The 13,015-nt window shown below is 74.1% G+C and carries 16 protein-coding genes; 6 read left to right on the forward strand and 10 right to left on the reverse strand.

Annotated elements, in window-relative coordinates; all coding sequences use genetic code 11:
- A partial coding sequence (locus tag ACYU8I_RS18445; RefSeq protein ID WP_460843711.1) for a DAK2 domain-containing protein occupies positions 1-488 on the reverse strand: 488 nt, incomplete at its 3' end.
- A 188-nt stretch (positions 489-676) separates the two neighbouring features.
- Between ACYU8I_RS18445 and rpmB the strand changes: the two genes are divergently transcribed.
- Positions 677-862, forward strand: a complete 186-nt coding sequence (rpmB, locus tag ACYU8I_RS18450; protein ID WP_460843713.1) for a 50S ribosomal protein L28 — start codon at positions 677-679, stop codon at positions 860-862.
- 119 nt (positions 863-981) lie between these two features.
- On the opposite strand, the gene ACYU8I_RS18455 is transcribed toward rpmB, so the two are convergent.
- Positions 982-1,962 (reverse strand): thiamine-phosphate kinase, encoded by a 981-nt coding sequence (locus tag ACYU8I_RS18455; protein ID WP_460843715.1) that lies wholly within the window; start codon positions 1,960-1,962, stop codon positions 982-984.
- Positions 1,963-2,131: 169 nt separating this feature from the next.
- Between ACYU8I_RS18455 and ACYU8I_RS18460 the strand changes: the two genes are divergently transcribed.
- Both ACYU8I_RS18460 and ACYU8I_RS18465 read left to right on the forward strand, forming a co-directional pair.
- A complete protein-coding gene (locus tag ACYU8I_RS18460) occupies positions 2,132-2,368 on the forward strand; it encodes an Lrp/AsnC family transcriptional regulator (RefSeq protein WP_460843717.1) in 237 nt (78 codons plus the stop codon).
- Positions 2,369-2,370: 2 nt separating this feature from the next.
- Positions 2,371-2,868, forward strand: coding sequence for a DUF3515 domain-containing protein (locus tag ACYU8I_RS18465; RefSeq protein WP_460843719.1), 498 nt, complete (start codon positions 2,371-2,373; stop codon positions 2,866-2,868).
- 4 nt (positions 2,869-2,872) lie between these two features.
- Here ACYU8I_RS18465 and ACYU8I_RS18470 read toward each other — a convergent pair whose 3' ends face one another.
- Positions 2,873-3,973 carry a D-alanine--D-alanine ligase family protein gene (locus ACYU8I_RS18470; RefSeq protein ID WP_460843721.1) on the reverse strand — a complete coding sequence of 367 codons (1,101 nt, stop codon included), beginning with the start codon at positions 3,971-3,973 and terminating at the stop codon, positions 2,873-2,875.
- A gap of 59 nt (positions 3,974-4,032) precedes the next feature.
- Between ACYU8I_RS18470 and ACYU8I_RS18475 the strand changes: the two genes are divergently transcribed.
- Entirely contained in the window at positions 4,033-5,097 is a 1,065-nt protein-coding gene (locus ACYU8I_RS18475) for a trans-sulfuration enzyme family protein (protein WP_460843724.1), read from the forward strand.
- A 251-nt stretch (positions 5,098-5,348) separates the two neighbouring features.
- Here ACYU8I_RS18475 and ACYU8I_RS18480 read toward each other — a convergent pair whose 3' ends face one another.
- A complete protein-coding gene (locus tag ACYU8I_RS18480; RefSeq protein WP_460843727.1) occupies positions 5,349-6,359 on the reverse strand; it encodes an NAD(P)H-dependent glycerol-3-phosphate dehydrogenase in 1,011 nt (336 codons plus the stop codon).
- Positions 6,356-7,117: a lysophospholipid acyltransferase family protein gene (locus ACYU8I_RS18485; RefSeq protein ID WP_460843729.1), complete on the reverse strand. Its 762-nt coding sequence runs from the start codon at positions 7,115-7,117 to the stop codon at positions 6,356-6,358. Before ACYU8I_RS18485 ends, ACYU8I_RS18480 begins: the two co-directional genes overlap by 4 nt.
- Before the next feature lie 127 nt (positions 7,118-7,244).
- Here ACYU8I_RS18485 and cofC point away from each other — a divergent pair, with 127 nt between their 5' ends.
- Positions 7,245-7,886 carry a 2-phospho-L-lactate guanylyltransferase gene (gene cofC / locus ACYU8I_RS18490; protein WP_460843732.1) on the forward strand — a complete coding sequence of 214 codons (642 nt, stop codon included), beginning with the start codon at positions 7,245-7,247 and terminating at the stop codon, positions 7,884-7,886.
- A gap of 12 nt (positions 7,887-7,898) precedes the next feature.
- On the opposite strand, the gene ACYU8I_RS18495 is transcribed toward cofC, so the two are convergent.
- The 3 genes from ACYU8I_RS18495 to leuC form a co-directional block, all read right to left on the reverse strand.
- The gene (locus ACYU8I_RS18495) at positions 7,899-8,702 is read right to left on the reverse strand and encodes an HU family DNA-binding protein (protein WP_460843734.1); all 804 of its coding nucleotides are present in this window, start codon (positions 8,700-8,702) and stop codon (positions 7,899-7,901) included.
- Positions 8,703-8,849: 147 nt separating this feature from the next.
- On the reverse strand, positions 8,850-9,452 hold the full coding sequence (gene leuD / locus ACYU8I_RS18500) for a 3-isopropylmalate dehydratase small subunit (protein ID WP_460843737.1): 603 nt from the start codon (positions 9,450-9,452) through the stop codon (positions 8,850-8,852).
- A gap of 1 nt (position 9,453) precedes the next feature.
- Positions 9,454-10,896, reverse strand: coding sequence for a 3-isopropylmalate dehydratase large subunit (leuC, locus tag ACYU8I_RS18505; protein ID WP_460843739.1), 1,443 nt, complete (start codon positions 10,894-10,896; stop codon positions 9,454-9,456).
- Between the two features lie 188 nt (positions 10,897-11,084).
- Here leuC and ACYU8I_RS18510 point away from each other — a divergent pair, with 188 nt between their 5' ends.
- On the forward strand, positions 11,085-11,810 hold the full coding sequence (locus ACYU8I_RS18510) for an IclR family transcriptional regulator (protein ID WP_460843742.1): 726 nt from the start codon (positions 11,085-11,087) through the stop codon (positions 11,808-11,810).
- A 21-nt stretch (positions 11,811-11,831) separates the two neighbouring features.
- Here the strand turns inward: ACYU8I_RS18510 and ACYU8I_RS18515 are convergent, their stop codons facing one another.
- Positions 11,832-12,344 carry a methylated-DNA--[protein]-cysteine S-methyltransferase gene (locus ACYU8I_RS18515; RefSeq protein WP_460843744.1) on the reverse strand — a complete coding sequence of 171 codons (513 nt, stop codon included), beginning with the start codon at positions 12,342-12,344 and terminating at the stop codon, positions 11,832-11,834.
- On the reverse strand, positions 12,341-13,015 hold a 675-nt coding region (locus ACYU8I_RS18520), incomplete at its 5' end, for a DNA-3-methyladenine glycosylase family protein (RefSeq protein WP_460843746.1). The genes ACYU8I_RS18515 and ACYU8I_RS18520, both read right to left, overlap by 4 nt.

A 13,015-nucleotide genomic window follows, 5' to 3' on the forward strand; every position in this document is an offset into this window, starting at 1 on the left:
GCGGCCGCCTCGAGCGCGGCGTCGGCCACGGCCCGGGCGACGGTGAGGATGGTGCCCTCCTGCGGCTCGCGCTCGGCGCCGTACGCCGCCTCGGCCGCCCGACGCATGCCGTCGGCGAAGACCTCGGCCGAGCGGTCGTCGGGCCCCGCGTCGCGCAGCCGGCGCACCAGCCCGCCGAGCAGCTGGCTGAGGATCACCCCGGAGTTGCCGCGCGCCCCCAGCAGCGCGCCCCGGGCGTACGCCGCCATGGCTCCCCGCAGGTCCTCGGGCGCCTCGGCGCGCGCCTCGCGCAGCGCGTCGCGGGCCGACTCGAGGGTGAGGAAGACGTTGGTGCCGGTGTCGCCGTCGGGGACGGGGTAGACGTTGAGCGCGTCGACCTCCTCGCGCGTGGCGGCGGCCCGGGCCACCGCCGCGTCGGCGAAGCGGGCCAGCACCGCGAGGTCGAGCGTGGCGACGCCGCCCTCGGGCACTGCCTGGCCTGCCGTCATGCTGGTGGGTCCCCCTGGGTGGCTCGTGGCCGCGCTCGTGACCGGGCACACGGTAGTCGCTGGCACCGTCGATTTCGCCCGTGCCCCGTGCCTGGGATACCCTCGTGCGGTTGCCTGGAGCGATTGCGCTCCGGCCCCCAGCTTGATCGACCTGTTCTGTTACGCCCCATTGTCACGAGGAGTTCGCGGTGGCTGCCGTCTGCGACATCTGCGCCAAGAAGCCCGGCTTCGGGAACAACCGCCCGTGGTCGCGCAAGATCACCAAGCGGCGGTTCAACCCCAACATCCAGCGCGTCCGCGCCACCGTCGGTGGTGCGCCCAAGCGCCTCAACGTCTGCACCGGCTGCCTCAAGTCCGGCAAGGTCACCCGCTGACCGCCTGACCCCGGCACCAGCCCGACGCCTCCGACCGCTCGGTCGGGGGCGTTCGTGCGTCCCGGGGCGGGCCAGCCCGGCTTCTCGTTCGAGAAGCAGCAGCGGCCAGCGGCGCCCGCTCAGCGCTGGTAGTGGTCCCAGCCGCGCTCGCCGTCGTGGTCGGCGCCGTCGACGGTGACGGTCGGGCCGGAGTCGCCGGCCGGACCGACGGAGCCGATCGCGACGAACCCCTCGGGCAGCGCCACGTCGGGCGGGAAGGTCGCGGCGATGGCGTGGTCCTCGCCGCCGCCGAGCACGAAGGTCATCGGGTCGACGCCGAGCGCGGCCCCGACCGCGCGCATCGGCTCGGCGAGCTCCACCGCGCCGGTCCGCACGTCGATCGCGACCCCGGAGCCGACGGCGAGGTGGGCGAGGTCGGCGAGCAGGCCGTCGCTGACGTCGATCATGCTCGTGGCCCCAGCCGCGGCGCCCGCCGGGCCGGCGTCGTACGGCGGCTCGGGTCGCTGGTAGGCCTCGACCAGCACGCGCGGCGAGCGGAAGCCGCGGGCCAGCACGGCCAGCCCGGCCCCCGACCAGCCCTGCCGTCCGGCGAGAGCGAGCACGTCGCCCGGGCGGGCTCCCGAGCGCAGCACGGGCGCCTGGTCGCAGGTGCCCATGACGGTGATCGACACGACCACCTCGGTGCCGCCGGTCAGGTCGCCGCCGACGATGCTGGCCCCCACCAGCGCCGCCTCCTCGGCGATGCCGGCGGAGAGCTCCTCGACCCAGGAGGTCGCGAGGTCGTCGGGGGCCACGATGCCGACCACGAGGGAGTGCGCGCGCCCGCCCATGGCGTTGACGTCGGAGAGGTTGGCGGCCGCCGCCTTGCGACCCACGGCGGTCGCGGGTGACCAGTCGCGCCGGAAGTGCCTGCCTTCGACGAGGACGTCGGTCGAGACCACCACGTGGCCGCGCGGGGTGCGCAGCACGGCGGCGTCGTCGCCCGGGCCGACGTACACGTGATCGCCCTGGGGGAAGCGCGCCGCGAGGGCACCGACGAGGGCGTGCTCACCGGTCTCGCGCAGGGTGGGTCCGGTGGGCGACGGGACGGCCGGGCTCATGCGCCCATCCCAGCAGACCGGCCCGACCGCGGGCGCACCCCGCCGTGTTCCGTGTCGGCCGTCACGTCGGGTAGGTTGCGGCACGGCACCGGCCGCTCCCGCGCCGTGCCGCCCGGACCACGACCGCGGGCCTCGGGGCCGTCGCGGGGAGATGACGAGGAGGCGCACCATGGTCGTGCAGGCCTACATCCTGATCCAGACCGACGTCGGCAAGGCCGCCGAGGTGGCCCGCCAGATCGCCGACATCACCGGCGTCATCCAGGCCGAGGACGTCACCGGCCCCTACGACGTCATCGTGCGTGCCGAGGCTCGCAACGTCGACGAGCTCGGCAAGCTCGTGGTGGCCAAGGTGCAGACCCTCGACGGCATCACGCGCACCCTCACCTGCCCGGTGGTCCACATCTGAGCGTGCGGTCGCGCACCGCTCCCCGGCGCCCGTCACCCCTGGTGGCGGGCGTCGGCGCGTCCGTGCTGCTGCTCCTCGCCACCGGCTGCGGCAGCATCCGCGTCGACGGCGACGGTCCCGACGACCCGCGCGCGCGGGCCGCGTGCCGCGACCTCGTCGCGGCTCTCCCCGAGCGCCTCGACGACCTCGAGCGGGCCGCGACCTCCGGCAACGAGTACGCCGCTGCCTGGGGCGACCCGCCCGTCGTGCTGCGCTGCGGCGTGGCCGAGCCGGCCGAGCTCACCCCGGTCTCGCGCTGCGAGCGCGTCGGCGACGTCGACTGGTTCGCCCCCGAGGCGCAGTCGGAGGACCAGTCGTCGGCCGTCGTGCTGACCACGGTCGGTCGCGACCCACGCGTCGAGCTCTACGTGCCGGCGTCGCGTCGGCCTCCGGCCGGCCTGCTGACCGACCTCGCCGACGCGGTGAAGCAGACGACCCGCGAGCTCGATCCCTGCCGGTGAGCCGCTAGCGCAGGTCGGTCGACCGCTCGAGGGCGAGCCGCACCAGCCGCTCGACGAGTGCCGGGTAGTCGAGGCCGGTGTGGCGCCACATCAGCGGGAACATCGAGGTGGCGGTGAAGCCAGGCATGGTCTCGACCTCGTTGACGAGCAGCTGGCCGGCGGCGGTGCAGAAGAAGTCGACCCGGGCGAGGCCCTCGACGTCGAGCGCGGTGAAGGCCTGAACCGCGAGGTCGCGCATCCGCTCGAGGACGTCGTCGTCGACCTCCGCGGGGAGCACGTAGCTCTCCTCGAGGTACTTCGCCTCGAAGTCGTAGAAGGCGTGGTCGCCGTGCACCGTGATCTCGGCCGGCACGCTGGTCTCGGGGGCACCGCCCCCCAGGCCCTCGAGCACCCCGATCTCGAGCTCGCGCGCCCCGGCGGGAGCGGCGGCCTCGACGAGCACCTTGGGGTCGTGGCGCCGCGCCGCCTCGACTGCGTCGTCGAGCTCGCCAGGACCGTCGACGCGGCTGATGCCGAAGCTCGAGCCGGCCCGGGCGGGCTTGACGAACACCGGGTAGCCGAGGGCCGCGACGGCCTCGCGCACCAGCGCCGGGTCGCGCTCCCACTGCCGCGGCCGCACCAGCACGTAGGGCAGCACGGCCAGGCCGGCCGCCCGGAACACCTGCTTCATGAAGTGCTTGTCGGTGCCCACGGCGCTGGCCAGGACACCGGCTCCGACGTACCTCACCCCGGCCATCTCGAGCAGGCCCTGCAGCGTGCCGTCCTGGCCCCACGGGCCGTGCATGACCGGGAACACGACGTCGACCTGACCCAGCACGTCGGGCACGTCGCCCGCCTCGGCGACCACCAGGCCCTGGCCGGGCGTCAACGTCACCTCGGTCGTGCCGGTGACCGTCGGCAGCTCGCCGCCCGGGCCGAGCGCCAGCCGGCCGCCGGCGGTGTCCTCGAGGACCCAGCGGCCGTCGCGGGCGATGCCGACGGGCACGACGTCGTAGCGCTCGGGGTCGAGCGCCGCGATGACGCTGCCGGCGGAGATGCAGGAGATCGAGTGCTCCTCGGAGCGGCCGCCGAAGACGACGGCCACGCGCGTACGACGGCTGCTCACGACCCGACCCTAGGACGTCCCGGCGTCGCCACCCCGGACCCCGCGCCTAGGGTTGCCGTGTGCGTCCCACCACCCGTGCCGTCCACCTCGGTCGCCCGCCCCACGAGGCCGACGAGCCGCTCAACACCCCCATCACGATGGCCTCGACGTACGTCGCCGGCGGCGACCGCGAGTACGGCCGCTACGCCAACCCCACCTGGGCGGCGTTCGAGGAGGCGCTCGCCGGCCTCGAGGGCGGCGAGCAGGGCGCGCGGTGCCTCGCGTGGTCGAGTGGCCTCGCCGCGGTCGCGACCCTGCTCGACCTGGTCGGACCGGGCGCCAAGGTGGTCGCACCACGCCACGCCTACCAGGGCTCGATCACCCAGCTGGCCGACCTGCAGATGCGGGGTCGGCTCACCGCGCAGCTGGTCGACGTCACCGACACCGACGCCGTGGTCGCCGCGTGCGACGACGCGGCGCTGGTGTGGCTCGAGAGCCCGACCAACCCGATGATGGAGGTGGCCGACGTCGCCACCATCACGGCGGCGGCCGCGGAGGCGGGCGCCTACAGCGTCGTCGACAACACCTTCGCCACCCCCGTGCTGCAGCAGCCGCTCGACCTCGGCGCCGACGTGGTGCTGCACTCGGCCACCAAGTACCTCGCCGGGCACTCCGACCTGCTCCTCGGCGCCACCGTGACCCGCGACGACGAGCTGCACGGTGTGCTCAAGCAGCGCCGTGACCTCGTCGGCGCCACCCCCGGCACCTTCGAGGCGTGGCTGGCGCTGCGCGGGCTGCGCACGCTGCCCCTGCGCGTCGAGCGCGCCAGCGCGAACGCCGCCGAGCTGGTGCGCCGGCTGCGCGAGCACCCGGCGGTCGACCAGGTGCTGCACCCGGGGTTCGGCGCCATGGTCGCGATCGTGCTGCGCAGCGGCGACCTCGCCGACCTGGTGCAGCACTCGACGCGGCTCTGGGTCTACGCCACCTCGCTCGGCGGCGTCGAGTCGACGCTGGAGCGCCGGCGCCGCTGGAAGACCGAGGCCGGCACCATCCCCGAGGGCCTGCTGCGCCTCTCGGTCGGCATCGAGGACGTCGAGGACCTCTGGGACGACCTCAGCCAGGCCCTCGACCTCGCCGCCGGCTGAGTCCGGCCCACCCCTCGGCGCGAGCCGCTCTCGCCCCCGCTCGTCCTTCGAGACGGTCGCTGCGCGACCTCCTCAGGAACCACTCCGCAGGCTCCTCGACGAGCCGGTCGTCGGTCGCCGGTCGAGCCTGTCGAGACCACGACCCCGCTCCCCGAGGTGCGGAGGGCTTTCGCCCCGCTCCCCGAGGTGCGAGCGGAGCGAGCCACGAGGGGACGGCCGCAGTCCCGCACGGGCTCCCCAGGCGGCAGTGGCTAGTCCTGCTCGTGCTTGGTGTCGCGGGCGATGAAGGCGTCCATCATGTCGCGGGCGGAGATCTCGCCGCGCACGACGCGGTCGACGTGCTCGGCGATCGGGGCGTCGACGTCGTGGCGGGCGGCGAGGTCGTAGATCGAGGCGCACGACTTCGCGCCCTCGGCGACCTGGCGGGTGGAGGCGACGATCTCCTCGGTGGTCATGCCCTGGCCGAGCTTCTCGCCGAAGGTGCGGTTGCGCGAGAGCGGCGACGAGCAGGTGGCGACGAGGTCGCCGAGCCCGGCGAGCCCCATCAGCGTCAGCGGGTCGGCGCCGAGCCGGGTCGCGAGCCGCGCCGTCTCGGCCAGGCCGCGGGTGATGAGCGAGGCGGTGGTGTTGTCGCCGAACCCGAGGCCGACGGCCATGCCGACGCACAGCGCGATGACGTTCTTGTAGGCGCCACCGAGCTCGCAGCCCAGCACGTCACGGCTCCAGTAGGGCCGGAACGCCTGGCTGTGGCACAGCGCCTGCACCCGGCGCGCCACCGCCTCGTCCTCGCAGGCGACGACGCTGGCGGCGGGCTCGCGCATCGCGATCTCGCGGGCGAGGTTGGGGCCGCTGACGACGGCGAGCCGCTCGGGACCGGCGCCGGTCACCTCGGCCACCACCTCGCTCATCCGCTTGGTGGTGCCGAGCTCGACGCCCTTCATCAGCGAGATGAACACGGCGTCGGGCGGCAGCACGGCGGTCCACTGGGAGAGGTTGTCGCGCAGCGTCTGCGACGGCACGGCCAGGACGACGTACGACGCCTCCCAGGCCGCCTCGCCCGGGTCGGCGGTGGCCCACACGGTGTCGGGGAGCGGGATGCCGGGGAAGTAGTCGGCGTTCTCGCGGCTGGCGTTGATGGCCTCGCACACCTCGGGACGCCGGCCCCAGAGGGTCACCTGGTGCCCTGCGTCGGCGAGCACGAGGCTGAAGGCCGTGCCCCACGAGCCCGCGCCGAAGACCGCGACCTTGGTGCGCTGGCTCATGCGTCGTCCTTCTTGAGGTGCTTGCCGGTCTCGTGCACGCCCGCGGTGCGCGGGTCGAAGCGCTCGGGGGGTGCGGTCTCACCGCGCAGGTCCTCGACGAGTGCGGTGACCGCGGCCATGATGCGGTCGGTCGCCTCACGCAGCACCTCGGCGGTGAGCGGGGCGTCGACGAGGTCGGCCAGGTCGACGGGGTCGCCCACCTTGTAGCGGGTGGTGCGCCGCGGCACGACGTGCGGTCGGGCCGTGTAGGCCGGCAGCACCTCCTGCGCCCCCCACTGCCCGATCGGGACGACCGGTGCCCCGGTGCGCAGCGCGATGCGGGCCGCACCGGTCTTGCCGCGCATCGGCCAGCCGTCGGGGTCCTTGGTGATGGTGCCCTCGGGGTAGACCCCGACGCACTCCCCCGCCAGCACGGCCTCGACCGCGGCGTCGAAGGCGCCGCCGGCGGCCGCGGTGTCGCGCGAGACCGGGATCTGCCCGGCGCTGCCGACGACGTGCTTGAGCACCGGGGTGCGCCACAACGCGTCCTTGGCCAGGTAGCGCACCAGCCGACCGTGGTCGTGGAGGAAGTGACCGAGGGCCAGGGGGTCGATGTGGGAGATGTGGTTCATCACCACGATGCAGCCGCCGGTGGCGGGCACCTTCTCCCCGTCGATCCACTCGCGCTTGGTGGTCAGCAGCAGCGTCGGCTTCACGATGCCGACCACGAGGCCGTAGGCCCAGCCGCGCCGCTGCTGCAGCCGACGTACTCGCGACACCCGCGCCTCCCCGCTGACCCGTGACCCGTTGGTGACCACCCTCGCCGTGACCGGCGTGAGCCTACTGCCCCGTCGGCGCACGTGGCCCGTGGGAGCGCAGCCGCACGGGGCTGGGACGATGGCGGCGATGTCGTTCTGCCTGCTCGTGCCCGTCAAGCGCCTCGACCGCGCGAAGTCGCGCCTCGGGGGCGACCCCGCCGACCGGGGGGCGCTCGCCCTCGCCTTCGCGCGCGACGCGATCGCAGCGGCGCGCGGGTGCAGCGCGGTGGCCCGGCTGTACGTCGTCACCGACGGGCCCGGCGACCCCGGGGCCCGGGAGTCGACCTGGGACGGCGCCGAGCTGCTGCCCGACGCCGGCGACGGTGACCTCAACGCCGCGCTGCGTCATGCCGAGCGCACGGTGCGCCTGCAGCACCCCGACCTCGGTGTCGCGGCCATGTGCGCCGACCTGCCGTCGCTCGTCACCACCGACCTCGACAGCGCGCTCGACCCGACCCTGGCGGGAGCGCTCGGGCGACGGTGGTTCGTGCAGGACGCCGACGGCACCGGTACGACGCTGCTCGCCGCCGCCGCTGGCACCGACCTCGACCCGCGCTTCGGCGCCGGCTCGTCCGCCCGCCACGAGGCCTCGGGCGCACGACCGCTGCGTGCGGAGGTGCCGACGCTGCGTCGCGACGTCGACACCACCGACGCGCTGGCCGAGGCGGTGCGGCTCGGCGTCGGCCCCCGGACCCGGGCGGCGCTGATGCACCAGCCGGTGACCGACTAGCGACCCACCCGGTCAGGAGCCGGAGGGGGCCGCCTTCTTCGCGATGCTCTTCTTCGTCGTGCTCTTCTTCGCGGTGCTCTTCTTGGCCGTGCTCTTCTTGGCCGTGCTCTTCTTCGCCGGGCTCTTCTTCGCCGGGCTCTTCTTCGCGGGCGTGCTGCTCGCGGTCGACTTCTTGGCGGTCGACTTCTTGGCGGCCGACGACGTCGCGGGCGTGCTCTTCGCGGTCGACTGCTTGGCGGTCGACTTCTTGGCGGTCGACGTCTTCGCGGGCGTGGTCTTCGCCGTCGACGTCTTGGCGGTCGACGTCTTCGCGGGCGTGCTCTTCGCGGTCGACTTCTTCGCGGTCGACGTCTTGGCGGTCGACTTCGTGGCGGTCGACGTCTTCGCGGGCATGCTCTTCGCGGTCGACTTCTTGGCCGACGACTTCTTGGGCGACGACTTCTTGCCGGTCACGACCGACGCCGCCGCACGGGCCGCGTCGGCGGCCACCTTGGGAGTGGCCTTCTCGACGGTGCCGAGGGTCAGCTTGGGCAGCTTCTTGGCGCCGGAGACGACGTCGCGCAGCTGCGCGCCGGGCTTGAACGCCGGCACAGTCTTCTTCTTGGCCTTGACCCGGTCACCGGTCTGCGGGTTGCGCACCCAGCGCGCCTCGCGGACGCGGCGCTCGAACGAACCGAATCCGGTGATGGCCACCTTCTCGCCCTTGGCGACCTCACGGGTGATGGTGTCGAGGACCGAGTCGAGCGCGTGGGCGGCGGCCTTGCGGTTGCCCTCGAAGCGCGCGGCCAGGGTGTCGACGAGCTGGCTCTTGTTCACGGTGGGTGGTCCCTTTCGTGCGCCGGCCCCGAGCCCGGTGCCCGGTGCAGCCCTTGCAACGTAGGGGACCCGGGGGTCCGCCACAACGAGCTCGCGCGGGACGACCTGCGTCTCGGCGCGGCCCGCAGGACGCGCCGACGACTCGCGTCAGTGCAGCGTGAGCGGCTTGTACGACGGCCGCGCCGCCTCGAACTCGGCGATCGCGTCGGCGTGGCCGAGGGTGATGCCGATGTCGTCGAGCCCCTCCAGCAGCCGCCAGCGGGTGTAGTCGTCGATGTCGAAGGAGTCCTCGATCGCGTCGGGGCCCTCCCCCGCACGCACCGTGCGCGCCTCGAGATCGACCGTGACCGTGGCGCCGGGCTCGGCCTCGAGCAGGTCCCACAGCCGCTGCACGACCTTCTCGTCGACCTGCGCGGCCACGAGCCCGGCCTTGCCGGAGTTGCCGCGGAAGATGTCGGCGAAGCGGGGGCTGATGACGGCCCTGAAGCCGAAGTTCTGCAGCGCCCACACCGCGTGCTCGCGCGAGGAGCCGGTGCCGAAGTCGGGGCCGGCCACCAGCACCGAGCCCTCGTCGTACGGTGACCGGTTGAGCACGAAGTCGGGATTGCTGCGCCAGGCGGCGAACAGCCCGTCCTCGAAGCCGGTGCGCGTGACCCGCTTGAGGTAGTGCGCCGGGATGATCTGGTCGGTGTCGACGTTGCTGCGTCGCAGCGGCACGCCGATGCCGGTGTGCTGGCTGAACGTGTCCATCTCAGGCCTCCACGGGCTGCAGGTCGGCGGGACTGCTCAGGGTGCCGCGGACGGCGGTCGCGGCGGCGACGGGCACCGAGACGAGGTGGGTGCGCCCACCCTTGCCCTGCCGGCCCTCGAAGTTGCGGTTGGAGGTCGAGGCGCTGCGCTCGCCGGGCGCGAGCTGGTCGGGGTTCATGCCCAGGCACATCGAGCACCCGGCCCCGCGCCACTCGCCGCCGGCCTCCTTGAACACGACGTCGAGACCCTCATCCTCGGCCTGCAGCCGCACCCGCACCGAGCCCGGCACGACGAGCAGCCGGGTGTCGGGGTCGACCGTGCGGCCGCGCAGCACCTCCGCGGCGAGGCGGAGGTCCTCGATGCGGCCGTTGGTGCAGGAGCCGACGAAGACGGTGTCGACCTTGACCTCGCGCATCGGGGTGCCGGCCTCGAGGGCCATGTACTCGAGCGCCTTCTCGGCGGCGGTGCGGTCCTCGGCGTCGTCGTACGACGCGGGGTCGGGCACGGCCTCGCCCAGCGGCACGCCCTGGCCGGGGTTGGTGCCCCACGTGACGAACGGGGTCATCGTCGAGGCGTCGAGGACGACCTCCTCGTCGAAGGTGGCGCCCTCGTCGGTGCGCAGCGAGCGCCAGTGCTCGACCGCGGCGTCCCAGTCGGCACCCTGGGGCGCCTCGGGACGGCCCTGGATGTAGTCGAAGGTCGTCTGGTCGGGCGCGATCATGCCGGCCTTGGCGCCCCACTCGATCGACATGTTGCAGATCGTCATGCGGCCCTCCATGGAGAGCTCCTCGATCGCCTGGCCGCGGTACTCCACGACGTAGCCCTGGCCACCGCCGGTGCCGGTGTGGGCGATGAGGGTCAGCACGAGGTCCTTGGCGGTGACGCCGTCGGGCAGCGAGCCGTTGACCGTGACGGCCATGGTCTTGGGCCGGGTCTGCGGCAACGTCTGGGTCGCGAGCACGTGCTCGACCTCGGAGGTGCCGATGCCGAAGGCGATCGCGCCGAAGGCGCCGTGGGTCGAGGTGTGGCTGTCGCCGCACACGATCGTCATGCCGGGCTGGGTGAGGCCGAGCTGCGGGCCAATGATGTGGACGATGCCCTGCTCGGCGTCGCCGAGCGGGTGCAGCCGCACGCCGAACTCCTCGGCGTTGCGACGCAGCGTCTCGACCTGGGTGCGGGAGACGGGGTCGGCGATCGGCTTGTCGAGGTCGACGGTCGGGACGTTGTGGTCCTCGGTCGCGATGGTGAGGTCGGGGCGTCGTACGCCGCGCCCGGCGAGCCGCAGGCCGTCGAACGCCTGCGGCGAGGTGACCTCGTGCACGAGGTGGAGGTCGATGTAGAGCAGGTCGGGCTCGCCGTCGGCGCGACGCACGACGTGCTCCTCCCAGACCTTCTCGGAGAGGGTGCGCGGACGGTTGTCCGCGATTGATCCGGAGCCAGGCATAACCCATCCTCACCTGCGTCGTTTCACATGCTGAACACCTTCGCACCCGGTCGCCGGGGGCCTCGAGGGCCTTCCACGCGTCGTCCGGGGCGAACCGGGGTCCGTCCCACCCAGGGTGCGACACCGATGGCAGGACGTAGGAATCACCCTACGTTGAATCCCGAAATACGAGACGGCAGTATTAGCATATGGACAACACTTCGAGCGGAGTCGGCGTCCTCGACAAGGCGGCACTGGTCCTGACCGCCCTGGAGTCGGGGCCCGCCACGCTGGCCGGCCTGGTCGCCGGCACCGGCCTGGCGCGCCCGACCGCCCACCGCCTGGCGGTGGCCCTGGAGCACCACCGGCTGGTGGCGCGCGACATGCAGGGCCGCTTCGTCCTCGGCCCCCGCCTGGCCGAGCTGTCCGCCGCGGCCGGCGAGGACCGGCTGCTCGCGACCGCCGGGCCCGTGCTGGCCCGGCTGCGCGACATCACCGGCGAGTCCGCCCAGCTGTGGCGACGCCAGGGCGAGGCGCGCGTGTGCGTCGCCGCCGCGGAGCGCCCCAGTGGGCTGCGCGACACCATCCCGGTCGGCTCGCAGCTGACGATGCGCGCCGGCTCGGCCGCCCAGGTGCTGCTCGCCTGGGAGGAGCCCGAGCGGATGCACCGCGGCCTGCAGCACGCCGCCTACTCCGCCACCGCCCTGGCCGGCATCCGCCGGCGCGGGTGGGCGCAGTCCGTCGGTGAGCGCGAGCAGGGGGTCGCCTCGGTCTCGGCGCCCGTGCGCGCCCCGAGCGGCAAGATCATCGCGGCCGTCTCCGTCTCCGGCCCGCTCGAGCGGCTCAGCCGCCAGCCGGGCCGGATGCACGCCCCCGCGGTGCTCGCCGCGGCCGAGCGGCTGTCCGAGTCGTTGCGCCGCGCCGCCGCCGAGTAGGCCCGCTCGGGACAGCCCGGCTCAGAACAGCGTGGTGGTCTCCAGGCCGAGCAGCACCTGCTTGCGCTCGAGGCCGCCGGCGTAGCCCGTCAGGGTGCCGTTCGCCCCGATCACGCGGTGGCACGGCACGACGACCGGCAGCGGGTTGCGACCGTTCGCCAGCCCGACCGCGCGCGAGGCGCCCGGCACGAGGCCGAGCGCGCGGGCCACCTCGCCGTACGTGCGGGTCTCGCCGTAGGGGATGCGCCGCAGCTCGCCCCACACCCGCTGCTGGAACTCCGTGCCCAGGGGCGCGAGGGGCAGGTCGAAGTCGCGGCGCTCGCCGGCGAAGTACGCCGTCAGCTGCGCGACCGCCTCGCGCAGGACGGGCTCGTCGTCCGCCCGCACGCCGACCGCCAGGACGTCGGACCAAGGGTCGAACTCGATGCGGGTGAGCCCGCCGTCGCGCGCCACCAGCCGCAGCGGGCCGACGGGCGAGTCGGTCGCCGTCCAGCAGGTGGTCGTGGTCCCAGGTGTGATGTCGGTGGGTGTCACGGGGTCCTCCCGGGGGTCGTGGGGAGCGGCATCCGGTCGATGACGACCGACCAGAGCCGCATCAGGGCGTAGGAGCGCCACGGTCGCCACGACGAGGTGCGGGCCTCGTCGAGGTCGAGCCCGAGCTCGCGGGCGGCGTTGCGCACGCCGATGTCGGTGGGCAGGAAGGCGTCGGGGTCGCCGAGGGCGCGCATGGCGACGTAGTCGGCCGTCCAGGGGCCGATGCCCCGCAGCGCCACCAGCCGGGCCCGCACCTCCTGCGCGGACAGGCTCCGGTCGAGCGGCACCACGCCGTCGTCAAGCGCGCGGGCGAGCCCGACGAGTGCTCGGGCGCGGGCCCGCGGCATCCGCAGGACGTCGGGGTCCTCCGGGTCGAGGCCGGCCAGCACGCCGGGCGTCGGGAACAACGCGGTCACCTCGTGGTCGCCGTCGAGCGGGAGCGGGTCGCCGTACGCCGCGACGAGCCGCGCCGTCGCGGTGCGGGCGGACGCCAGCGAGACCTGCTGCCCGAGCACCGTCTGCACGGCGCACTCCGCGCCGTCGAGCACGCCCGGCACCCGCAGCCCCGGCCGGGCCCGCACCAGCGGCGCCACCGCGGCGTCCTCGGCCAGGGCCTCGTCGACCGTCGCCGGGTCGGCGTCGGCGTCGAGCAGCCGGCGCAGCGGACGCAG

Source organism: Nocardioides marmoraquaticus (genome assembly GCF_054777915.1).

What these genes read in the sequence shown, in the direction of transcription:
- leuD (WP_460843737.1), bottom strand. Translation starts at nt 9,452, where the DNA reads ATGGACACGTTCAGCCAGCACACCGGCATCGGCGTGCCGCTGCGACGC.
- ACYU8I_RS18480 (WP_460843727.1), bottom strand. Translation starts at nt 6,359, where the DNA reads ATGAGCCAGCGCACCAAGGTCGCGGTCTTCGGCGCGGGCTCGTGGGGC.
- cofC (WP_460843732.1), top strand. Translation starts at nt 7,245, where the DNA reads ATGTCGTTCTGCCTGCTCGTGCCCGTCAAGCGCCTCGACCGCGCGAAG.
- ACYU8I_RS18510 (WP_460843742.1), top strand. Translation starts at nt 11,085, where the DNA reads ATGGACAACACTTCGAGCGGAGTCGGCGTCCTCGACAAGGCGGCACTG.
- leuC (WP_460843739.1), bottom strand. Translation starts at nt 10,896, where the DNA reads ATGCCTGGCTCCGGATCAATCGCGGACAACCGTCCGCGCACCCTCTCC.
- ACYU8I_RS18455 (WP_460843715.1), bottom strand. Translation starts at nt 1,962, where the DNA reads ATGAGCCCGGCCGTCCCGTCGCCCACCGGACCCACCCTGCGCGAGACC.
- ACYU8I_RS18460 (WP_460843717.1), top strand. Translation starts at nt 2,132, where the DNA reads ATGGTCGTGCAGGCCTACATCCTGATCCAGACCGACGTCGGCAAGGCC.